18 protein-coding genes are annotated in these 21,647 nt (G+C 65.4%); 11 read left to right on the forward strand and 7 right to left on the reverse strand.

Annotated features, from left to right (window positions below):
• Positions 1–12: 12 nt before the first annotated feature.
• Complete coding sequence (locus tag IIB36_06625) at positions 13–1,308, reverse strand: aminopeptidase P family protein (protein ID MCH7531428.1); 1,296 nt, start codon at positions 1,306–1,308, stop codon at positions 13–15.
• A 170-nt stretch (positions 1,309–1,478) separates the two neighbouring features.
• Between IIB36_06625 and IIB36_06630 the strand changes: the two genes are divergently transcribed.
• Positions 1,479–2,996, forward strand: coding sequence for a serine hydrolase (locus IIB36_06630; protein ID MCH7531429.1), 1,518 nt, complete (start codon positions 1,479–1,481; stop codon positions 2,994–2,996).
• Positions 2,997–3,003: 7 nt separating this feature from the next.
• On the forward strand, positions 3,004–3,732 hold the full coding sequence (locus IIB36_06635; protein MCH7531430.1) for a hypothetical protein: 729 nt from the start codon (positions 3,004–3,006) through the stop codon (positions 3,730–3,732).
• Between the two features lie 344 nt (positions 3,733–4,076).
• On the opposite strand, the gene IIB36_06640 is transcribed toward IIB36_06635, so the two are convergent.
• Positions 4,077–4,577 (reverse strand): YajQ family cyclic di-GMP-binding protein, encoded by a 501-nt coding sequence (locus IIB36_06640; protein MCH7531431.1) that lies wholly within the window; start codon positions 4,575–4,577, stop codon positions 4,077–4,079.
• Positions 4,578–4,592: 15 nt separating this feature from the next.
• The gene (locus IIB36_06645; protein MCH7531432.1) at positions 4,593–5,192 is read right to left on the reverse strand and encodes a hypothetical protein; all 600 of its coding nucleotides are present in this window, start codon (positions 5,190–5,192) and stop codon (positions 4,593–4,595) included.
• A 147-nt stretch (positions 5,193–5,339) separates the two neighbouring features.
• Between IIB36_06645 and IIB36_06650 the strand changes: the two genes are divergently transcribed.
• The 4 genes from IIB36_06650 to IIB36_06665 all read left to right on the forward strand — a co-directional run bounded on the left by IIB36_06650 (position 5,340) and on the right by IIB36_06665 (position 8,785).
• Entirely contained in the window at positions 5,340–5,594 is a 255-nt protein-coding gene (locus IIB36_06650; GenBank protein MCH7531433.1) for a type II toxin-antitoxin system VapB family antitoxin, read from the forward strand.
• Between the two features lie 26 nt (positions 5,595–5,620).
• On the forward strand, positions 5,621–5,992 hold the full coding sequence (locus IIB36_06655; GenBank protein ID MCH7531434.1) for a type II toxin-antitoxin system VapC family toxin: 372 nt from the start codon (positions 5,621–5,623) through the stop codon (positions 5,990–5,992).
• Positions 5,993–6,110: 118 nt separating this feature from the next.
• The gene (locus IIB36_06660) at positions 6,111–7,646 is read left to right on the forward strand and encodes a TolC family protein (protein MCH7531435.1); all 1,536 of its coding nucleotides are present in this window, start codon (positions 6,111–6,113) and stop codon (positions 7,644–7,646) included.
• Positions 7,544–8,785, forward strand: a complete 1,242-nt coding sequence (locus tag IIB36_06665) for an FAD-binding oxidoreductase (protein ID MCH7531436.1) — start codon at positions 7,544–7,546, stop codon at positions 8,783–8,785. Before IIB36_06660 ends, IIB36_06665 begins: the two co-directional genes overlap by 103 nt.
• A gap of 9 nt (positions 8,786–8,794) precedes the next feature.
• Here the strand turns inward: IIB36_06665 and IIB36_06670 are convergent, their stop codons facing one another.
• From IIB36_06670 to IIB36_06680, 3 genes are all read right to left on the reverse strand, one after another.
• On the reverse strand, positions 8,795–9,715 hold the full coding sequence (locus IIB36_06670; GenBank protein MCH7531437.1) for a hypothetical protein: 921 nt from the start codon (positions 9,713–9,715) through the stop codon (positions 8,795–8,797).
• A 188-nt stretch (positions 9,716–9,903) separates the two neighbouring features.
• Positions 9,904–10,518: a hypothetical protein gene (locus IIB36_06675; GenBank protein ID MCH7531438.1), complete on the reverse strand. Its 615-nt coding sequence runs from the start codon at positions 10,516–10,518 to the stop codon at positions 9,904–9,906.
• A gap of 228 nt (positions 10,519–10,746) precedes the next feature.
• Positions 10,747–12,525, reverse strand: coding sequence for a PQQ-dependent dehydrogenase, methanol/ethanol family (locus tag IIB36_06680; GenBank protein MCH7531439.1), 1,779 nt, complete (start codon positions 12,523–12,525; stop codon positions 10,747–10,749).
• A 174-nt stretch (positions 12,526–12,699) separates the two neighbouring features.
• Here IIB36_06680 and IIB36_06685 point away from each other — a divergent pair, with 174 nt between their 5' ends.
• Positions 12,700–15,510 (forward strand): S9 family peptidase, encoded by a 2,811-nt coding sequence (locus IIB36_06685; GenBank protein MCH7531440.1) that lies wholly within the window; start codon positions 12,700–12,702, stop codon positions 15,508–15,510.
• Between the two features lie 4 nt (positions 15,511–15,514).
• On the opposite strand, the gene IIB36_06690 is transcribed toward IIB36_06685, so the two are convergent.
• Complete coding sequence (locus tag IIB36_06690) at positions 15,515–16,612, reverse strand: aromatic ring-hydroxylating dioxygenase subunit alpha (GenBank protein MCH7531441.1); 1,098 nt, start codon at positions 16,610–16,612, stop codon at positions 15,515–15,517.
• Positions 16,613–16,701: 89 nt separating this feature from the next.
• On the opposite strand from IIB36_06690, the gene IIB36_06695 reads away from it, so the two are divergent.
• The 4 genes from IIB36_06695 (at position 16,702) to IIB36_06710 (ending at position 21,364) form a co-directional block, all read left to right on the forward strand.
• On the forward strand, positions 16,702–17,919 hold the full coding sequence (locus IIB36_06695; protein ID MCH7531442.1) for an aminomethyl transferase family protein: 1,218 nt from the start codon (positions 16,702–16,704) through the stop codon (positions 17,917–17,919).
• Positions 17,916–19,502: an NAD(P)/FAD-dependent oxidoreductase gene (locus IIB36_06700; protein ID MCH7531443.1), complete on the forward strand. Its 1,587-nt coding sequence runs from the start codon at positions 17,916–17,918 to the stop codon at positions 19,500–19,502. Before IIB36_06695 ends, IIB36_06700 begins: the two co-directional genes overlap by 4 nt.
• Complete coding sequence (locus tag IIB36_06705; protein MCH7531444.1) at positions 19,499–21,076, forward strand: NAD(P)/FAD-dependent oxidoreductase; 1,578 nt, start codon at positions 19,499–19,501, stop codon at positions 21,074–21,076. Before IIB36_06700 ends, IIB36_06705 begins: the two co-directional genes overlap by 4 nt.
• Before the next feature lie 75 nt (positions 21,077–21,151).
• On the forward strand, positions 21,152–21,364 hold the full coding sequence (locus IIB36_06710; protein ID MCH7531445.1) for a hypothetical protein: 213 nt from the start codon (positions 21,152–21,154) through the stop codon (positions 21,362–21,364).
• Positions 21,365–21,647: the final 283 nt, after the last annotated feature.

Consider the following 21,647-nt stretch of genomic DNA (forward strand, 5'->3'; position numbering starts at 1 on the left):
CTGGATCCTAGATCAGTGCTCCCAGTTCGCGAACGGCTCTTCGAGCGACGGACTCTGGGGTGTGAACAGCTCGGCCCCGTCCTGGGTGATGACCATGTCGTCCTCGAGGCGCACGCCGAACTCGCCGGGGATGTAGATCCCGGGCTCGTCACTGAACGTATTGCCCACCGCGAGGGGCACCTTGTTGCCCTTCACGAGATACGGCCACTCGTGCCCGTCCATGCCGATGCCGTGGCCGACGCGGTGCGTGAAGAATTTGTACCCCGGACCGTATCCGGCGTCCTCGATGACCTTCCGAGCAGCTGCGTCGACATCTTCGGCGGGCACTCCGGGGGCCGCTGCTTCGAACGCTGCGGTCTGAGCCCGATACTCGATGTCGTAGACGCGTTTCATCTTGTCGGTCGGGGTGCCGAGCACGAAGGTCCGGCTGATGTCGGAGCGGTAGCCCTCGATGGCGCACCCACCGTCGATGAGCAGGATAGTGCCCTCACGGATGACCTGAGGCGTGATCGAGCCGTGAGGGAGCGCGGACCATTCACCGGTCTGGACGCCCGCCCCGCCGGCGAACCCGAGTCGCTGGTGAGCCATTGAGACGAGTCCGGCGAACTCGCGCTGGGTCATGCCCTCGTCCATCGCGAGATACGCCGCCTTGTAGGCCGTGAGTGTCAGCTCGTTTGCGAGCTTCATCAGCGCGAGCTCGTGCTCGTCCTTCACGCCGCGGCAGCCTGCGCTGACCGGAGTGGCGTCTGCGACCGTGAGCGCCGGCGCAGCGCGTGCGATGCCGTCGCTGAAACGGAACTGCATCGTCTCTTCCGCACCGACCTTGCCGGTCGTGATGCCGCGGTCACGTAGACCCTGGGCAACGAGCTCATAGGGGCTCTCGTGCTCTTCCCAGGTATAGACGCCGGAGCCGCCCAAGGGTCCGAGAGCGAGTTGTTCCCGTGCGCGTTCTTCCTCGAAGGCGGGACAGACCACGAAAGCGTCGCCGCGCACGGGGATGACGACTGTGAACAGGCGTTCTCCGCCGCCCCAGCTCACGTTGGTGAAGTAGACCATCGACGTGCCACCGGTGAGCACGAGCGCGTCGAGGCCGTGCTCCCGCATGAGGCGCTTGGCCTTCTCGACTCGAGCCGCCCGCTCCGCGGTCGTGATGGGGTGTGCCCGGTCCGCCCACGAGCTCAGGCGTGCGATCGACGGCGGCATAACCTGCGGAGGAGTCTCGGCCCCGAGCAGCGCTTCGGGCTGAGTGAGCGCGGCGCCCGCTGCCGCGGCCGCGGAGGCTCCAAGGAAGTGGCGTCTCGAGATCATGAGTCTCTCCGAAGTACGGTCTGCGGCGACCTCGCCGCCGGTCCAGGCGCGCATGATAGGGCTTCTGGGGCCGACTCACCACGGGCGGTCGAGCGTGCGCGCGAAACGCTTGTCTGGCTCCGCGGGTCGCCGCAGGTTGACGGTCGCACCGTCACGACGAGGAGGTCCCAATGCGCCAATCTCTGCTCGCGGCCGCGACGCTCGCCACGCTTACTTGCTTATCGGCGGCTTGTAACTCGGCCGACGCACCCGAGGTGCCCGTCTCGGATGGATCCACCGAGGGACTGATCGCCCGCGCGACGGCACTCGAGCTCGACACCGAGTACAGTCCTCCGCCCGGGGAGGCCCTGCACCACCACACATCCGGCTTCGCGAAGATTCTCTGCTCGGCCGTCTTCATCACGGGTCTAGATCCGGCAGACGCGGCAGCCAACGTGGGGGGCTTTACGAGCCCGTTCAGCGAGCGGGCGCACGTCGTCGACACGGTCGTCGACTTCTCGTCGCAGCGCGTCTCGCTCACTCTTCCCGACGGCGTCACCCGCACCGCGAAGAAGTACAAGAACCAGGGCTGCGTGACGTCGCCGATCGGTGAGGACTCGGTCCACTTCACGCCGACCGACGTAGCGCGGAACCTCCCGCCAGCCGCGACCACGCCGTGGCCCATGGGCGACTTGCTCTCCGACGAGCCGTGGCCGGACGAGGTCGACATGGCGAAAGTCGAGCAGGCACTCGACGTCGGGTTCGGACCTCCGGAGGCGATGACGCTCGGTCTCGTCGTGACCTACAAGGGCCGCATCCTCGGGGAGCGCTACGGCGAGGGGATCGACATGCACACCCCGCTCGAGAGCTGGTCGATGGGCAAGAGCCTGACCGGCTCGCTGATGGGTGTGCTCATTCAGCAGGGCGTCTACGAACTGTGGCAGTCCGCGCCGGTCCCCGAGTGGCAGTCCGAAGGAGATCCGCGTCAGGCGATCCGCATCGGCGACATCATGCGCATGTCGTCCGGCATCCGGATCCGGGCGCCGCAGGACCCCGACTACGACGCGACGCTCGGCTATCCCGACCACGTGTACCTCTACACCGGGACGGCGAACTCCTTCACGTGGGCTGCGACGCGACCACAGGAGTGGGAGCCGAATACGGTGGGGCGGTACCGGAACAGCGATCCGGTGCTGACCAACTATCTGATCCGTTTGGCCGTCGAAGCTAGGGGAGAGGAGTACCACTCGTTCCCGCAGCGCAACCTCTTCGACAAGATCGGAATCCGTGACGCGATCCTGGAGACCGACCCCTATGGCAACTTCCTGGCCCAAGGCTACGAGTACTTGCCGGCCCGCGATTGGGCGCGGCTGGCGAACCTGTATCTACAGGATGGCATGTGGAACGGAGAGCGCATTTTGCCCGAGGGATACGTGGAGTATGCGCGCACACTCGCGCCCACCTGGGTCACAGACGGAAGGCCCCAGTACGGAGGCGCGTTCATGTGGGTGAACGGCAATGGAGGCTGGCCGCTGCCGACGAGTGCCTTCGGCATGCGTGGCGCGGGTGGCCAGAGCACGACGATCATTCCGACACACGACCTGGTGGTCGTGCGTCTAGGCAAGTACAGCGCGAGTCGCTCCGGCGGACGTGCGCTCAACGCCGCGTTCGAGATGCTGATGGAGGCCGTGCCACCAGTGGGCGGCTGATGTCCCGATGAGCGATCTGCGAATCGACTACGGCGATTTGACCGGCCTGGTGGACGAGGAGCGGAAGCAGTCGGGGCAGCGCAAAGCGCGGCGGAGCCGGCTGCGCAGGCTCCCGTTCGTGACGCTGAAGTGGGCCGTGGGCCTCGTGGTACTGGCGGTCCTTCCGTTTGCGGTCCTCATACGTGGTGGCGTTTTCGCGTACCGCGAATGGGCGCTGGGAACCTGGCCGGCGCTCGCGTTGGCGGTGACCGTCACCACGCTCCTTCTCGTGGGCTACGCCTGGGCCTTCAGCCGGAAGGTCGGAGCGGGAAAGGGCATGCGTTGGGTGCTCACGAGAGGCGCCATTGCGATCGCGATCGCGTACTCGGGATACGCGCTCGTCTACGTCGCGAGCGCCAACGTGAAGTCCGAGGATATCCAGGCGCAGTACGCGGCGATCCACCCGCTGCTGCGCGTCGCCGCCAGCTCGCTGATCCTCGTGGATCCGAGTGCCGTCATCACCGACGCGGGGCGTTCCGTCGAGGACTACTACGCGATGGGCCTGCCCGTGAACGAAGCGTCGCTCCACTTCGAGCAGGAGGACGGCTTCGTTCACGCGCTCGACCTCAGAACGAATGGTCGTCCGGAATGGAGGAACCGAGCGGTCGAAATGGCCTTCTGGGCACTGGGCTTTCACTCGCTCCGCCATGTGGGGACGGCGGACCACCTTCATCTCTCGCTTCGTCTTCCGGGGTAACGTCCGCGGCAGCTGTTTCGCGCTCGACTCCGCCCTCGTCACCGCTCGTCCGCGGTAGCGGAGTGGGTTGGCACCAGAGCGTCGCGCCGCCCGGCGGATGACTGACCCAGTCGTCCACGAGCCTAGGGCGCGTCTCCCGTCTTGTTCCCATCGTCTTCTCTCCCTCCGAGCCTGCGAACGCGACGTTCGCGTCCTCGGCAGAAAGCATCGCTCAGGGGAGGGGGCCGTCGCGCTCCGTCATGCGGCGTACCGATCGCGACCTACCGACGTAGGGGCTTTGTAACAGCGCGCACCTGAACACGGCGTGGTCTCGTGGCTGGTCAGGTCGCGAGCGGGTTCGGGCGTTAGCGATAGTTCCCGAACGACAGCTCCATGCCGTAGTCCCCGGCGCGAACGAGCGCGATCACCTCCTGCAGCGTGTCGCGCGACCCGGCGGTCACCCGGAGCTCGTCGCCCTGAATCGAGACCTGGACCTTCTTGAAGCCGTGGTCCCGGATGTCCTTTGAGATCTTCTTCGCGGTCTCCTGATCGATCCCCTGCTTGAGCCCGACGGTTATGCGCGCGCGGCCGAGCGACCCCATCTCGATCTTGCCCTCGTCGATGTTCTTCAACGGCACCTTGCGGCGTGCGAGCTTCTCGCGGAGCACACCCAGCAGAGCCTCCATCCGGTATGCGTCGTCGGCATCGAGCCGGACCACCGCGGCGGCTCGATCGAACTCGAGCGTGCAGCTCGCGCCCTTGAAGTCGTACCGAGTGGCGATCTCCTTGCTGGCCATGTTCACTGCGTTGTCGACCTCCTGCAGATCGACGCCGGTGGTGATGTCGAACGAGGCTTTCTTGGCCATACTTCTCTCTCCTTTCTACGGCCCCGGCGGCCGCCGATTCCGCGCCGCGCCCCGCAGCGCGGTGTCGAGCACCTCGAGCTCATCGCTCCAAGAGACGCGCCATCCGTCCGGGACGCGGTCCAGCTGCATGACCTTCACTTCGGAGACGGCGCCGCTGATGCGAGCCGTGGTTCGGTAGACCACGTGCGCCTCGCCCGACTCTTCCACGACATGCCCAATCACTTCGTCATCTCGGTCGTAGATCGCGTGCATGAGTCCGGGCATGTCGTCGATCATCGTGCCGATGGCGCGGTCGAAGACGGTGGCGTGATCGAGCGCGGCATACGCCGCGGAGTCCGTGGCTGTGAAATACTCGCGCACGGTGCCGGTCGAGTCTGAGTCGGCGATCATCGTGACGGTCTGATGGAATCGGTCGAGCGTCTCCGGGTGGATGAATTGAGCAGCGGTGCTCCAGCGTATGAGCCGTACGGAGCGGAGGAAGAGCTCGGCGGTCGCCTCAGGGGTGGCGGTGGCGTCGGCGAGCGTCTGCTGGACGCCGGCGCGCAAAGGACCAACCGACAAGGCAACGCCGAGCCAGGCTACCGCGAGAGTGATCGAGCCAGTTCGCTTCCTCATCCGAGTCGGTACTCCGGGGGACGAGCGGAGTGCCGTGTTTGGAAGCGGCCGGTCGGCTCCATACCCTGTTCATTGCATACCTACGTGTTCATTGCCGAAGGTAGAAGGGTGGAATATATTCCTCCTATCTACCTCCGATGGGGACTCATGGCACTGAACATCAAGAGCGACGAGGCTCACCGTCTTGCTCGAGAGCTCGCGGAGGCGACCGGTTCGTCGCTGACTGATGCCGTTACCACGGCCCTCCGGCGGACGCTCAGCGCGGAAACGCGAGTGATTGGGCCCGATCTCTTGCTGAGAGAGGTGGAAGAGCTTCAGCTCTTCGTATCTGATCTGCCCGATCGGGATCCTCGGACAAACGAGGAGATCCTAGGCTACGGTGTCACCGGGCTGCCGGGCTAGTCGTGGTGCTCGATACGTCGGCACTGGTGGCGATCCTCCTTGCAGAGCCGGAGGCGGCACCGATGGTGCGGGCGATAGCCGGCGACGATGTCCGCCTGGTGGGAGCTCCAACGCTGGTGGAGGCCGCCGCCGTCATGGTCGCCAAGAAGGGGCCGGGCGGAGAAGTGGCGCTCGATGCGCTGCTCGAGCGAATGAATGTCCGCGTGGTCGAGATGTCGATCCCCGCGGCCAAGCTGGCGCGACTCGCTTACGCCCGCTTCGGGAAGGGGGTCGGCGATCCAGCGGTGCTGAACTATGGGGACTGCTTGGCCTACGGCGTGGCCATGGCCGAACGACAGCCCATGCTCTTCAAGGGTGACGACTTCGGGCGTACCGACGTGGCCGTGGTTCACTACTGACCCCCCGCGCCCCCATCCTAATTGGCCAGATGTCCCAATAGGGTCGTCGAGAGCTTCACCTCGAGCCGCGAAAGAACGACCGTTGTGGGTTACGGCAATCCGACACAGGGGGACTGGGATGATGGAGCTGAGCGCGCGCTGTATTCGGACCTTCACGACCGTGCTCGTCACGGTCGCCTTCTTCACGGGCACCACACCTAGTGCAGCGCAGGAGGCGAACGTCGTTCGCTTGACGCTGGACCGGATGGTCGATCTCGCGCTCAGCAACAGCTTCCAGGTGAGGCAGCTGAACATGAGCATCGACCGGACCCGCCTCAGTCTGCAGGCGCAACGCGCCCGGCTGAAGTCGCGGATCGACTTGAACGTGTCGGCGCCGGACTTCCAATCGGTCGCCGCACCGCGTTGGAACTCGACGCTACAACGAGAGGAGATCATCCACGAGAACTCGCGTCGCTTCGAGGCCGAGATCTCGATCCGTCAGCCCGTGATCCTCTTCGGATATCCGACGGACGGCTACCTGTCGCTGAACAACAGGATCTACCGCTACAGCCAGATCGACAATGACGGCAATAGTGATCTGCGTTACTACAACCGCTACTTCGTCCGCTACACGCAGCCGCTCTTCCAGCCGAACGGGCTCAAGAACGATATCGAGAGCGCGGAGCTGGATCTCGAGGACACCCAGTTGCGCTTCTACCGCGACGTGGTCGAGCTCGTCGACGACCTCTCCGACGACTACTTCGAGCTCTTCGAGATCGCGTATGAGGAGCTCATCGACCGCAGCCATGTCGACGACCTGACCGCGGCGGTTGCCGCATCTCGAACGCTCGCCGCCACCGATTCGACGCGGGCCATCGAGGTGGGTCAGATCCAGGTCGAGTTGGCTAACGCCTCCGAGCAGGTGCGGCAGTCCGAGAGCGAGTTCCGGCTGAACGCGGCGAGCCTGCGCACACGGCTGAACCTTTCCGAGACGGATTCGATCACGCTCGACCCCCTCATCTCGGTGCGGCCGGTGACGATCGATGCCGCGCAGGCGACGCAGTTCGCGATGGAGCTGACCCCGCGCATACGCCAACTCAACATCGACTTTCGCGAGAACGAGATCAGGCTCGAGGAAACGAAGGGTAGGCGTGGTTTCCGCATGAATCTGGCGTTCAGCTACGGCCGCGAGATGCAGGACCCGATCTTCGATCAGATTTGGGCCGATCCCACGAACACGTACACCGTCGACGTGAACGCCTACCTCCCCATCTGGGATTGGGGGGAGCGCAGCTCCCGTATCAATGCGTCTCGCATCGGGCTCGATCAGACGAGGCTGCGCATCGAGCAGGCCGAACAGTCGATCCGGTCCGACGTGCAGAACCAGGTGCGCAACGCCGGAGAGTTCGAGGACCGAGCGGTCGCGATGGAGCAAAATCTCCTGTTGGCGACCGAGCTGTCCGCGTCGAGCCTGGAGCTCTACCGGCAGGGCTCGATCACGGCGCTCGACCTGCTTCAGAGCTTTCGGCGACAGGTCGACACCGCGAACAACTTCCTGGACGCCTACCTCGGATGGCGGCGCTCGCTCCTCCGCATCCAACAGCTCACGTTCTACGACTTCGAGCGCGGGATGCCGCTGCTGCAACGTTTCGGAGTGCTGGGGGGGACGGACTGAGCACCAACACCGCTGACGTTGTCGTCATCGGCGCGGGCATCATCGGTGCCTCGAGCGCCTGGCACCTCGCTTCGCGGGGCCTCAGCGTCATCGTGTTGGAGAAGGATGTCGCTCCCGCGATGGGCTCGACCGGGAGGAGCGCGGCCGGTGTGCGCGTGCAATTCACGACGGAGGCCAACATCCGGCTGTCGATGCACTCGCTGCCGGTGTACAGGGAGTTCGAGCAGAGGCACGGCCACAGAATCGGGTACCAGGACATCGGATACCTCCTGCTCGTACCGCACGACAGATGGGACCGGCATCTGGAGTCGGTTGCTTTGCAACGCAGTCTTGGTGCTCCGGTCGACGTGCTCGACACCGACGAGGCCCAGCGCTATGTCGACTTCAATGCGGAGGACCTCGCGGGTGCGACGTACGGCCCATGGGACGGCGTGATCGATCCCCACTTGGCCACGCACGCATGGGTGACGATGGGAAAGGAGCTCGGTGTGGCGTATCGACTCGCGACGCCAGTCACGGAAATCGCTCCCCGTGGCTCGGGGTGGGAGTTGCGCAGCGGAGACGAGTTCTTCCACTGCGGCCATGTGGTCAACGCGAGTGGCGCATGGTCCGGGGGCGTCGCTTCATTGGTCGGTCTGGGAGTGCCAGTGGGCCCGAAGCGCATCCAGATCTTCCTGAGCGCCCCCATCCAGGACACCCGCACCTACCCGTTGACCATCGATCTCACCACGGGCGTCTACCTGCGCAGCGAGGGCAAGCGCGTGCTCTTCGGGCTCGACGACCTCGAGCAGGAATATGGCTTCACCGAGGGGGTCGAAGAGGAATGGTTGGAGCACGTGCTGCTCACCGGTGTCGATCGCTTCCCCTGGTGGGGAGATCTCGGGATCGATCTGAAAGGCAGTTGGTGGGGCTACTACGGCGTGAGCCCGGACAACAGCCCAATCATCGGCTTCCACCCCGGTGCCCACGCGTGGATCGACGCGTGTGGCTTTTCGGGGCACGGAATCATGCACGCACCGGCGACGGGGATGGCGGTCTCGGAGTTGGTCGCCGATGGCGAGGCACATACCGTGGATGTGGGTGCCTTCCGCCACGGACGCTTCACAGAAGATGTGGCCGTGGAAGCGAACATCTTCTAGGCAGAGTCTCTATTGGACTCCGGCGTTGAGCTCGCTCGTCACGGACTCGGCGATCGTGTAGCGCGGGCTGAGCGATGCCGACTCCGAGGGCGTGAGCGCACCCTGTGCGGTGAGCTCGGTGATGTGGTGGCCCACGACCCGATCGAGGAACGAGGCGGTCACGTCGCGCACGCCGAGCGCGCGTAGCGCGAAGATCGGGCGGAAACGACTACCCACGGCGTCCCTCAGATCTGCCTTGGTGATCGAGTCGTGCTCACCGCGGGCTCGCGCGAGCGAGATCGCCCGTCGCATGAGGGCGCTGCGCGCCGCGTCGGTCGTGACCCAATCGATGCGAGAGCGGTCGTTTTGCTCCATGAACCATGTGAGCGCGAAGAACATCCACGCGTAGAGGCCGATTCCGAACGAGATGGGCTCGAAAAGCGCGTGTGCGAACATCGGCGCGAGGATCGACGCCTCGAGCACGGTCGACGCGTCCTCGCCGCCGAAGGCGCTGACCATCGTGGGGAAGAGCCAGATCGTCGAGGCGAGCATGCCGACGACGCCCGACGTGTAGCGTGACAGCCGAAAACGATACGCGGCCTCTTCTTTGGCCTCGGCCCGAATCGCGTCGCCCTTGGCGACCGAAGAAGGCTTGCGGGCATCGAGCTGGCCCGAGCTGTTGAGCGCCTCGAGAATCGCGGCAACCATGGGGGCGACTGTCTCGACTGGAACCAGCGCCGTCGTGCCCGTATCCCCGTCGAGCTCCGCGAGCGCGTCCGAGAGCTCGTTGTAGCGCTCCCGAGATTCGGTGCTGGCGAAGTCGCCTCCGTTTCGGTCCGGGTGGAGGTCACCGAGCTCCGTGCGGATGTCTCGACGCAGCGCCTCCATGCTCTCCAGCGTCCGCGACATCCCGAGTGACTTGGCTACAGTGGCGAGTCGATCGTCAGGCATCCTGCTTTCCCCACCTCGTGTACGCTCTTCGGCCCGTGCATACTGCGACGTGCCTCGTCTTTCTTTGACGCCGTGATGGCCCCCGTGGTTGCAGATAGAAACGGGCGTCAGCATCCTCTGCCGATGAACAGAGGCCGAATATCAGAGGGTCACGGACGACGCGGTGGGGGATTCTGACGGAGATGACGTCAGCGACGGTCCCTCGCCACGATGCGCGCTACCGCGATGGTGCTGCCGTCCCGACAGCTGCTCGCTCCCGAGTACGTACCGTCCACCACCACTTCGTCGCCCGCCCGGAAGGCCCCGAGCTCGCCGGAGAGGGCGTAGAGCAGGTCGTTTTCGTCTCGTAGCGTCAGACACGGCCCGCCCTCGTCGGTGACGCGCCCCGTGCGCCGTATCATGCCGTTGGCGTCGGTGACGTGGAACGGATCCGAGATGCCGATCGGACTGAACACGCCGTCGAGAGCGATCACGTAGAGGGGCCGGTCCCACGTCGCGCCCGCCGGGATCTGGACCGACGCGCTGATCTCCCCCCACTCCCCTTGTGCCGCCAGCCCGATCGTCTCGAAGCCGGCGTGGAGCATGCCAACCGCAATGTGCACTCGTGCGGCTAGCGGAAGGTTGTCCGAGCGGACCGAGATCTGCGTGCCCGGGGGGCCGCTCATCGGTACGACGGACTGGATTTGTCGAAGGGAGTCCGCACGGACAAACCGCTGGGCGGCGACGTCCGCCGCCGAGAGCGTCAGAAGGGCGAACAGTCCAGCGAGCGTCGTGATCGGCCGGACGATGCGTTGCTCTGGCATCGAATTGTGCTCCTTGGCGACGTCTGCGATGCCCCGGGTGGGACAGAGCTTCGAGGTATGTGATGTCGCCCCTGAGCATAGTCGAGAGTCTGTCGCGCGAGCGCCAGGGTCCGGGGACGGATTGAGGTGCCACGTCGGGCACTTGCGGTGCGGCCACGTCCATCGTGTGCGCCACGCATCCCCATCCGGGGGAGCTGGCCGGCCGGCGGGTCGTAGCCGATCTCCGGGTCAGTTCCCCGTGTCAGTTTCCCTCGGAGCGTCGAGCGTGAACGTCCACACACGAGGGGGATCGCCTCTGCCCCCGACTCCGCCTGCGATCGTCACATATTGACGTCCGTCGAGCACGTAGGTGGCCGGTGTCGCGGTACCGTTGCCGATCTCGGCGGACCACAGCTCTTCGCCGTTCTGCGCGTCGTAGGCGACAATCATGCTCCCTGTGCCCCAGAAGACCAGATTCCCAGCGGTGGACAGCGTGCCTCCGTTCCCTCCCTTACCCGGCACGCGCCACACCTCGCTGTTCGTGACCGGATCCCAAGCGAGCAACAGTCTCGGCGGTCCGGTCAGCGCGGGACGCTCGGGTCGCCCTTCCGTCGCGCGCTGGCGGATCGTCGTCCCTGTATTCCACCGACCCGGCGTGTATTCGAGCGACTCCACCATCTCGTAGTACGAGCTGTTGTTCTGAGCGGGTAGGTAGACGAGGCCGGTGTTGGCATTCCATGCCATCGGTCGCCAGTTGTGAGAGCCAGTGGGGCCCGGAGACAGGTAGGCGCCCTTCTGGTTCATTCCGTAGCGCGCCTCGGGGGTCTCGATCGGGCGTCCGGACTCGGGGTCGACCTCCGTCGCCCACGTCAGGTCGTCTGCGAACGCCTCCGCGGATAGGAGCTCCCCCGTAAGGCGATCGAGCACGTAGAAGAATCCGTTCTTGGGTGCCTGCACGATGACCTGGCGCTCGAGTCCGTCGATCGTCAGGTCGAGCAGCATCAGCGGCTGGGTCGCCGTGTAATCCCAGTCGTCCCCCGGAGTCGTCTGGTAGTACCAGACCATCTCTCCGTCGTCGGCGTTCAGCGCGATGATCGACGAGAGGTAGAGGTTGTCGCCGCCCCCGGGACTCCGGATGTCACGGTTCCACGGGGCGCCGTTTCCGGTGCCGACATAGAGCAGGTTGGCGGTGCCGTCGTAGACCATCGCGTCCCAGGCGGTGCCGCCACCGCCGATGATCCACCACTCGCCATTCCAGGTCTCTGCCGCCACCCGCATCGCTTCGCTCTCGAAACCATCCGCGGGGTTCCCGGGAACGGTATAAGTGCGCCAGAGTTGCTCACCCGTGTCGGCGTCGTACGCCGTTACGTAGCCACGCACTCCGTACTCGGCCCCGCCATTCCCGATGATGACCTTGCCGCGAGCCACGCGCGGTGCTCCGGTGATGCTGTAGTCCCCAGGAGGAGTGGTTTGCTGGACCCATTCGACGGCGCCGTCCATTTTATTGAGCGCCACCAGACGGCCGTCGAGAAGTCCCACGATCACCTTGTCACCGTAAAGCGCGACGCCACGGTTGACGTTCCCACAACACACGCTCGGCCCACCCTCCGGCTCGTCGGGGATGGCGGGATCCCAGTGCCAGATCTCTTCCCCTGTTCGGGCATCGAGCGCGTAGACGAAGCTCATGGGTCCCGTGGCGTACATGACACCATCCGATATCAGCGGCGTGGCCTCGAGCCGCGCTCCGGTTCTCGGTATCCGCCAGCTCCAGGCGACGCCGAGACGGTCTACGTTGTCGGAGTCGATCTGATCGAGCGGACTGAAGCGCGTCTCGGCGAGGTCGAGGCCGTGGGTCGTCCACTCCGTCTCCGGCGCTGGGTTCGCGGGTCGGGGCAAGGGCATAGGAGCGATGCCGGCAACTCCAGTGGGAGCGGGCGTCGAGCAAGCCGACAGAGTGAACGCTGCCACCACCGACATGAGAGCCCGGGCGGAACGCCGCTGGCGCGCGCGGGACGGTGACGGCTTCATGACGAGCTCCTGCGGGAGGGGACGACCTCTGGATCGTGTCCCGCCAACATGCGGTCGGGTCGGTGGGGTCACAAGCGTGGGGGATCGTGGCGGCTTCCCGGACGAACCGCGATCATCCACACGGCGGCCACTCGAAGGACCACGGGACATACGGACATAGGGGTGCGAACGACGATGATGACGAGCACTTTCACAGCGCTGCGCTATTCGTTCTTGATCGCTGGGCTAGCGGTTCCGCTCCACGCTCAGGACCGGGACCCCGTCCAGCCTGAGGACTACGGGCAGTGGGAGTCCCTGGGCTCCGGTACGCTGTCCCCGAACGGAGAGTGGCTTGCGGTACCGATTTCCCGCGTGAATCGAGAGAACGAGCTCCGTATCCACCGGACGAACTCCGACTCCGTCATCGTCGTAGCGTACGGTGCTCGGCCCGCCTTCTCGGAGGACGGGCAGTGGGTGGCCTACGCGATCGGTAAGTCCGAGCAGGAAGAGGAGGAGATCGAGGACGGCGACGGGGAAGTGCGGGACGATCTGGGTCTCCTGAACCTGGCCACCAGCGAGCAGCGCACGATCGCCGAGATCGAGAGCTTCGCATTCGGAGGCGGAGGCACGCATCTGGCTATGGCGCGCTATCCGGCGGAAGACACTCGGACGATCGTCGTAGAGGGGCTGACCGCGGGTGACCGGGTCAGCTTCGGGGGCGTGGATTCTTGGGCTTGGCAGGATGACGGTGCGCTGCTGGTGTTTACGGTCCACGGAGCCGACGGGGTAGGGAACGGCGTTCAGCTCTATGACGCCTCCGAGGGCCGCGTGAGGAGCCTCGACTCGAGCGAGTCCGAGTACGCGCAACTGACCTGGAGGGACGATTCGTCCGACCTGGCGGTGCTGCGCGAGTTCGAGGACGAAGACCACGACGAAGCGGGCCACGTACTGCTAGCGTGGCGTGACCTCGCGGGATCGGCGGCGAGCTTCGAGCTCGACCCGGCGGGTCACGAGTCCATCGGGCTCGACGAACGCATCGTCGCTTTCCGCTCGCTGACTTGGGCCGAAGACGGCCGATCGATCTTCTTCGGCGTGAAGGAATGGGAGCTTTCCGAGGACGAGACCGACTCGGACTCCGATGCCGATTCGGACTCCGATGCCGACGACGACGAAGAAGAAGAAGAAGAAGGGGCCCAGAACGACGAGGAAGACGGAGGGGACACCGACGATGACGACGATTCGGACGGTCTCGGCCTCGACCCCGCGGAGATGGAGATTTGGCGCTCCAGCGACGAGCGGACGCTGCCTACTCAAAAGCGTGACGAGGAGGACGACGAGCGGCAGAACGACCTCTTCGTGTGGCATCTCGATTCGGCGCGCACGCTGCGCCTGACGGACGAGACACTCGACCGGCCCCGCGTCGTTGCCGATGGCCGACTCGTGCTCGCGACCAACGATGACGCCTACTCGTTCGACGGCATGTTCGGCCGGGGACGGGTGGACCTGTACGCAATCGACCCAGACACCGGCGAGCGCCAGCTTGCCGCGCAGAAGATCGGCTCTCTCTACGGGGCCAGCCACATGGGACGATACGTGCACTACTACCGGGATGGTCACTTCTACGCCTTCGACCGCGAAGGCGGGTCGACGATCGCGCTGTCGGCCCACGCGGGCAGGACCTTCGCGAACATGGCAGATGATCACCCCGTGCCCGAGTTGCCCTCGTACGGTGTGAGCGGTTGGACCGACGGGGACGCGTCCCTTCTCGTCTACGATGAGTTCGACGTGTGGGAGCTGCCGGTCGAGGGGATGCCCGGGCGTCTCACCGACGGGCGCGACGAGGAGATCGTGCACCGCATCGCGCGTCTGGATCCGGACGCGGATCCGGTGGACCTCGACGAAGGCGTATATCTCACGCTCCGTGGCAAATGGACCCTGTACCACGGTGTCGCCCGTCTGCGCGGAGACCGGGTCGAGCGCCTGATCTACCAGGACGACAACGTCGCGCGACTCACCAAGGCCAAGAGTGCCGACGTGTACGCGTACGTCGCGCAGGACTTCGACGACTCACCCGACTACTTCGTGGGGGACGACTTCGCCGAGGCTCACCAGGTGACCCGCACCAACCCGTTCCAAGCAGACTACGCCTGGGGGTACACGGAGCTGATCCCGTACACGAACCACAACGGTGTTCGACTCCACGGCGCGCTCTTCTATCCGGCGAACTACGACCCATCGCGGACGTATCCGATGATCGTGTACATCTACGAATTTCGGTCCCGGAACGCCAAGCTGTACTCGGTCCCGACGCATCGGAGCTACTACAACTCGTCGGTTTGGACGGCCGAAGGCTACTTCGTCCTGCAGCCCGACATCCTCTTCGACTCGCGGGATCCGGGTGTCTCGTCCGCGAAGACGCTCGAGCGTGCGGTTGCGGCGGTGGTGGAGACCGGCATGGTCGACCCCGAGAAGGTTGGCCTCGTGGGTCACTCCTGGGGCGGCTACCAGGCGCAGTTCGTGCCGACGTATACCGATGTATTCGCCGCGTCGGTGGCGGGAGCGGGCATCAGCAACCTGGTCACGATGTACGGCTCGATCTTCTGGGTCGCGGGGGCTCCCGAGTCGGAGCACATCGAGGTCGGTCAGGAGCGCATGGAAGTGCCCTACTACGTCGATCCCGAAGCCTTCATGCGGAACTCAGCCGTGTTCAACATCGAATCGCTCAACACGCCCCTGCTCTTGGAGGTGGGTGATTCCGACCAGAACGTCGATTGGCGTCAGAGCATCGAGTTGTACAACGTCGCGCGTCGCGCGGAAAAGACGCTCACGATGCTCGTCTACCACGGTGAAGACCACGGTCTCAGCCAGGAGGAGAACCAGGCCGACTACCAACGCCGCATCCTCGAGTGGTTCGACCACTACCTGAAGGGTGAGGAGGCCGCGCGCTGGATCGATCAGGAGATTCCCTGGCTGGAGCAGAAGGAGACGGTCGGGGACGGTCGCTAGGCTGCTAGGCTATCGACCGCAGATACTCCCGGTCCCAGGCCGCTACCATGCTCTCCAGCTCGGAGTAGGGGCCGGGAGTGTAGGCCTGTGACGAGATGCCCTTCTGCGCTAGGCCGCTCACGCCCCAGTCCTGTTCGTTGGTCATGCTCCAGAAGTCGATCGCGCCGCTCGGGTCGAAGCCCGGAGCCGCCATCGCTTCGGGATGGAAGAGCCAGTCGCAGATCACGCGCGACTGGTCCGGCGCCAAGCGCTCGATACGGTGGATGAGCACGTAGTCGGGAAACAGGCTCAACAGCATGTTCGGATAAACCGTGTAGTACTGGACGCAGTTGAGTGCCTCGCCATCGAGGTTGCCGAGTGACGGTGCGCACGTCTGTCCGCTCATGGTCATGCTGCCGCCGTCGATCGACATCCGCATGGGGCCACCGAGAAACGGTCCTTCCACCAGGTCGTTCGAGGAGTTCCTGAACGGCGTGAGCTTGTTCAGGACCGGATGGAGGCTCGGACAGTGATAGCACTCCGAGTAGTTCTGGAAGATCAACTTCCAGTTCGCGGGGATGTCGTAGCTGATGCTGTGCGCGATCTCCAGCTCGTCCATCGTCCACGAGCCGAATCTGTCGATGAGCGGCGCGAACGCCTGCTCGAAGGGCTCGGGCTTCTTGGCGAGACTGATGAAGACGCAGCCCTCCCAGACGGCCACCGACACGGAGTTGAGTGGGTAGTCGTCTGCGCAGAACGAGTCCACTTCGTCCATGAATGGCGCACCGATGAGCGTGCCATCGAGCGCGTACGTCCAGGCGTGGTACGGGCACCGAATGGATTTCGGGAGCTGGCCCTCAGGCTCGGTGAGCAGGCGCGTCCCGCGGTGCCGGCACACGTTGTGGTGCGCCCGGAGCTCGCCCTCGGAGTCTTTGAGCACGATGACGCTCTCCGACTCGATCTCGCACAGGAAGTAGCTGCCCGGACCCGCGAGCGAACTCGCGCGTCCAGCGTAGATCCAGCGCTCGAAGAAGACGTTCCGGGTCTCGGTCTCATAGACCTCCTGACCGGTGTAGTACCTTCGCGCGAGGGTCTTCGCGCCCTGGGCGGTGCGGGTCGACATGGCGTGTCCTGAGCACGTGGGTGGTGCGGCAACCTCGCGGAAATTACCGGCCTTTCCGACGTCACAGAAGCGGCATAGACTCCGCAGCCATGTTGAGAACCACCCCGTTCCATTCGCGTACGGCACGCCTGATCCAGGCGCAGAATTGGCGCCGCTGGTCGGGGTATCTCGCGGCGAGCTCGTACGAGCTCCACCACGACCGCGAGTACTGGGCGATCCGTAATTCGGCCGCGCTGATCGACGTCTCGCCGCTCTACAAGTACCGGATCGAGGGGCCGGACGCCGAGCGACTTCTGGACCGCGTCGTGACCCGCGACGTCACCAAATGCAAGCTGCATCAGGTGCTCTATACACCCTGGTGTGACGAGGACGGAAAGGTGATGGACGACGGCACGCTGGCTCGGCTCGCCGACGACTCGTTCCGGCTCACTTCGGCCGAACCGAACCTGCGCTGGCTGCAGGACAATGCCCTCGGTATGCACGTCTCGATTCGGGACATCTCGGACGATCTGGCCGCGCTGGCGCTCCAGGGTCCCAACGCCCGTCGGATTCTGCACGACGCCGCGAATGGAGTGGCGGATGACCTGCGCTTCTTCCGACTCACGAAAGGTGAGATCGGGGGTGTGCCCGTCGAGATCACGCGAACCGGGTACACAGGTGACCTCGGCTACGAGATCTGGACCGAGCCCGCCAACGCGGAAGCGCTCTGGGATGGGCTGATCGAGGCAGGGGACGCGCATCGCATTCTCCCCGCGGGCATGCTCGCGCTCGACATCGCCCGCGTCGAGGCGGGCCTGGTTCTGATCGGCGTCGACTACGTGCCCGCGCATCGCGCGATCATCGAGGACCGGAAGTCGTCTCCCTTCGAGCTGGGACTCGGCTGGACGGTCAAGCTCGACAAAGCGGGGTTCGTCGGACGCGCTGCGCTGATCGCCGAGAAGGAGCGGGGGCCCGAGTGGGAGTTCCGGGGGCTCGACGTCAGTTGGGATTCTCTCGAAGCGCTGTACGGAGAGGTCGGCCTTCCGCCCCAGCTTCCCTCCGAGGGCTGGCGGACGAGCGTTCCGGTCTATAGCGGCAGCACGCAGGTCGGGTACGCCACGAGCGGTTGCTGGTCCCCACTGCTCAAGAAGTACATCGCGCTCGCGCACATTCAGACCAGGTACGCCGGCGTCGGCACCGACCTGCACATGGAGGTCACCGTCGAGCACTACCGGAAGAAGGCGATGGCTCGGGTGGTCGAGTCACAGTTCTTCAACCCGGAGCGGAAACGCGGCACCCCGAAGGTGGGAGGGGAGGTGTCAGGATGAGCGCGAGCCGGTACGACGCGATCATCGTCGGGGGTGGTCACAACGGCTTGGTCACCGCGGCCTACCTCGCGCGGGCGGGCAAGAAGGTGCTGGTGTTGGAGAAGCGGCACGTGCTCGGGGGCGCCGCGGTCACGGAGGAGATCTATCCGGGGTTCAAGTACTCGGTGTGCTCCTATGTGGTGAGCCTGCTGCGACCCGAGATCATCCGTGACCTCGAGTTGCCGAAGCACGGGCTGCGGATATTGCCGCTCGAGAGCACCTTCACGCCGCTTCCGAACGACGACTATCTCGTGCGTTGGGGGGATCACGATCTGACGCGGCGGGAGATCTACCGGCACTCTGCGCGGGACGCCGACGCGTACGACGACTTCGGCAAGCTGATGTATCAGCTCGCGGTGGCGGTGAAGCCGATCCTCGCCATGGTACCCCCCGATCCGACGTCGATGAGTCCCAAGGACCTCATGGGATTCCTCAGGCTCGGGAAGCACTTCCGGGGCCTCGGCCACGAGCAGTTCCACGTGCTGTACAAACTCATGACCATGAGCTCGGCGGACTATCTGGACGAGTGGTTCGAGACCGAGGCGTTGAAAGCGACGATGTCGTCGAGTGGGATCATCGGCACCTTCCTCGGGCCGCGGTCACCCGGCACCGCGTACGTGCTCCTCCACCACTACATGGGTGAGATCGACGGAGCGATGCGCGCCTGGGGCTTCCCCAAGGGTGGGACCGGTGCCGTGAGCGAGTCGATCGCGAGCGCGGCTCGATCGCACGGCGCGGAGATCATCACCGAAGCCGGGGTCGCTCACGTCACGGTGAAGAACGGTAAGGCGACGGGTGTCGTTCTGGACGACGGTAGGGAGTATGCCACCTCTGTCGTAGTCTCGGCCCTGGACCCGAAGCGCACGTTCCTGGGCCTAGTCGACGCGAGACACCTGCCCGACGACTTCGTTCGCGACATCGAGCGCTTCAAGATTCGCGGCTCTTCCGGCAAAGTGAACCTGTCGCTCAGCGAGCTCCCGAACTTCACGTGCAAGCCGGGCGTGGGCCCGCTGCACAAGGGCGCGATCTCGATCAGCCCGAGCGTCGACTATCTGGAGCGCGCGTACGACGAGGCCAAGTACGGTGACTTCTCCAGCCGTCCGTACATGGACATCATCATCCCCTCCATGATCGACGCTGGCATGGCGCCTCCGGGCAAGCACGTCATGTCGATCTTCGTGCAGTACGCGCCGTCGGATCTGCGCGGCGGTTGGGACGAGACCAAGCGTGAGGCATTCGGAGACGCGGTCGTCGACACGCTCGCCCAGTACGCCCCCAACCTCCCGGACGCGATTCTGCACCGGCAGGTGCTGACGCCCTGGGACATCGATCGGGACATGGGGCTCACGGACGGCAATATCTTTCACGGCGAGCTCTCGCTGCATCAGCTCTTTTGCATGCGGCCCACGGTCGGGTACGCCGACTACACCACCCCGCTGCGGGGCTATTACCAGGCCGGCTCCGGGACCCACCCCGGCGGAGGAGTAACGGGGGCCTCCGGGCGCTTGGCCGCGCTCAAGATTCTGAAGGACGCACCCCGATGAGCGTCTCTTACGACACCGTCGTCATCGGGGCGGGGCACAACGGCCTCGTCACGGCCGCGTACCTGGCGAGGGCTGGTCACAAAGTGCTCGTGCTGGAGCAGCGCGACGTGGTCGGGGGCGCCGCCTCGACCGAAGAGGTATTCCCGGGCTTCAAGGTCGACACGGGCGCTCACCGGATCGGCGGACTCAGTACCGCGGTCGTGAGCGATCTGGGATTGGCCCGCCACGGGCTCGAGCTGCTCGACGCGGACGCCAGCGCGTTCGTTCCCGTGGTCGATGGAACGCCGCTCACGCTCTGGCGCGACTCCCGCAGGACGGCCGAGGCGATCCGGGAGATCTCGACCGCGGATGCCGACGCGTGGCTCCCGTTCACCGAGCTGATAGGGAAGGCTGCCGGCTTCCTGGAAGCGGCGTGGACGTCGACTCCACCGGATGTGACCGGTAACGACCTCGGGGACCTGATCGCCTCGGCGAAGCTCGGGATGAAGCTGCGCAAGCTCGGCAAGAGGGACATGGTCGAGGTCATGCGGATTCTGCCGATGTCCGTGTACGAGCTGCTCGGGGACTGGTTCGAGAGCGACCTCGTGAAGGGAGCCGTGGCCGCGTCCGCCGTGAGTGGCCTCTGCCAGGGTCCGATGGCTGGCGGGACCGTGTACACGCTGCTGCATCATCACGTCGGCGCGGGCGTGGGGGTCATCCGTCCGACACGGCGCGTGAGGGGCGGAATCGGGCGACTGAGTGAAGCGCTCGTGGCTGCTTGCGAGGAGTCAGGGGCAGAGGTTCGGACGGGCACAGCCGTCGAGCGCATCATCGTCGAGGGTGGACAGGCTGTGGGCGTGGTCGTCGGCGGCGCGGAAATTCGTGCCCTGCGTATCGTCTCGAGCGCCGATCCGCGTCGCACGTTCTTCGAGCTCTTGGAGCCCAGTGAGATGGCGCCGGAGTTCGCTCGCAAGGTGAGCAACATCCGCTACCGAGGCGTGTGCGCCAAGGTGCATCTCGCGCTGAGCGGTTTGCCGGACTTCACGTGCCAGCCCGGCGCGGGGGACCACCTGAAGGGTGTGGTTTCTATCAGCCCGAGCCTGGAGTACCTCGAGCGGGCATATGATGCGGCCAAGTACGGCCGCGTCTCGGAGCGTCCGTATCTCGAAGTATCGATCCCGTCGCTGTCGGATCCCAGCGTGGCGCCGGACGGGAAGCACCTCGTGTCGATCGTCTTCCAGTACGCCCCGTATGCGCTGCGGGAAGGCGCGTGGGACGCCGCGGCCGGCGCGAAGCTCGGCGACCTGGCGGTAGAAACGCTTGCTGAGTATGCCCCCAACTTGCACTCGCTCGTCGAGGCGCGGCATGTCATGACGCCGCTGGACCTCGAGCGGGCGTTCGGGCTGTCCGAGGGCAACATCTACCACGGTGAGATGACACTGGACCAACTGCTCTTCATGCGTCCGGTGCCAGGTGCCTCCCGGTACCGCGCGCCGATTGCGCGGCTCTACCTGTGTGGGGCCGGCACGCACCCGGGTGGTGGGGTGACCGGAGTGCCGGGATTCAACGCGGCTCGGGAGATCCTGAAGGACTGATCAGACGCGGTGCATTGGCTCCAGGCTTGGGTCGGCCGGTCAAGACGCTCACGGAGCTGCGCGAGTGGAAGGCTCATGAAAGCGCCGGCCGCTCAAGTTCACGCAACGTTCCTCGCCCAGGCCGTGCACCTCGAGTTGCCCCACAGACCCCCGCCCATCTCGCCCGCGCGCGGCCCCCCGCAGGGAGACTTCCTCCTCGACCAGACCCCGGCCTTCGATCCCGCCGAGGCCGAGCCCATCCCAGAATTCAGCTTCGACCAGTCGCTGCCCGACGAGTTCGAAGACTGAGGGTCTCCCCCCGCTGTCCTCCCGGACATGCTGAGCCCTTCGGCCACCTCGACCTGCCCGTCTCAACATCCCCTCGTCCCGATCCGCTTTCCGAGCGTCTCCCACTCCTCGCGCCGCGACGGCGATCGGCCGCGCCCCGCGCCCCTCTCTCCGTGTCCCATCCCGCAACACGACCTACCGTGACTCCCCACCCGAAAGCGCGGTAGAAATGCCTTCTATGGGCCTGGCGGCGACGCCGGAGCCCGGAGGCTGGCGGCCCTATTTTTAGGCAGCTGCTCCGCCA

This window comes from Gemmatimonadota bacterium (genome assembly GCA_022560615.1).
GTDB lineage: Bacteria > Gemmatimonadota > Gemmatimonadetes > Longimicrobiales > Gaopeijiaceae > UBA1138.

Bases quoted from the DNA above. Each gene is read 5' to 3' on its own strand.
- IIB36_06625 (MCH7531428.1), bottom strand. From the start codon at position 1,308: ATGATCTCGAGACGCCACTTCCTTGGAGCCTCCGCGGCCGCGGCAGCG.
- IIB36_06630 (MCH7531429.1), top strand. From the start codon at position 1,479: ATGCGCCAATCTCTGCTCGCGGCCGCGACGCTCGCCACGCTTACTTGC.
- IIB36_06635 (MCH7531430.1), top strand. From the start codon at position 3,004: ATGAGCGATCTGCGAATCGACTACGGCGATTTGACCGGCCTGGTGGAC.
- IIB36_06640 (MCH7531431.1), bottom strand. From the start codon at position 4,577: ATGGCCAAGAAAGCCTCGTTCGACATCACCACCGGCGTCGATCTGCAG.
- IIB36_06645 (MCH7531432.1), bottom strand. From the start codon at position 5,192: ATGAGGAAGCGAACTGGCTCGATCACTCTCGCGGTAGCCTGGCTCGGC.
- IIB36_06650 (MCH7531433.1), top strand. From the start codon at position 5,340: ATGGCACTGAACATCAAGAGCGACGAGGCTCACCGTCTTGCTCGAGAG.
- IIB36_06660 (MCH7531435.1), top strand. From the start codon at position 6,111: ATGATGGAGCTGAGCGCGCGCTGTATTCGGACCTTCACGACCGTGCTC.
- IIB36_06665 (MCH7531436.1), top strand. From the start codon at position 7,544: ATGGCGGCGCTCGCTCCTCCGCATCCAACAGCTCACGTTCTACGACTT.
- IIB36_06670 (MCH7531437.1), bottom strand. From the start codon at position 9,715: ATGCCTGACGATCGACTCGCCACTGTAGCCAAGTCACTCGGGATGTCG.
- IIB36_06675 (MCH7531438.1), bottom strand. From the start codon at position 10,518: ATGCCAGAGCAACGCATCGTCCGGCCGATCACGACGCTCGCTGGACTG.
- IIB36_06680 (MCH7531439.1), bottom strand. From the start codon at position 12,525: ATGAAGCCGTCACCGTCCCGCGCGCGCCAGCGGCGTTCCGCCCGGGCT.
- IIB36_06685 (MCH7531440.1), top strand. From the start codon at position 12,700: ATGATGACGAGCACTTTCACAGCGCTGCGCTATTCGTTCTTGATCGCT.
- IIB36_06690 (MCH7531441.1), bottom strand. From the start codon at position 16,612: ATGTCGACCCGCACCGCCCAGGGCGCGAAGACCCTCGCGCGAAGGTAC.
- IIB36_06695 (MCH7531442.1), top strand. From the start codon at position 16,702: ATGTTGAGAACCACCCCGTTCCATTCGCGTACGGCACGCCTGATCCAG.
- IIB36_06700 (MCH7531443.1), top strand. From the start codon at position 17,916: ATGAGCGCGAGCCGGTACGACGCGATCATCGTCGGGGGTGGTCACAAC.
- IIB36_06705 (MCH7531444.1), top strand. From the start codon at position 19,499: ATGAGCGTCTCTTACGACACCGTCGTCATCGGGGCGGGGCACAACGGC.
- IIB36_06710 (MCH7531445.1), top strand. From the start codon at position 21,152: ATGAAAGCGCCGGCCGCTCAAGTTCACGCAACGTTCCTCGCCCAGGCC.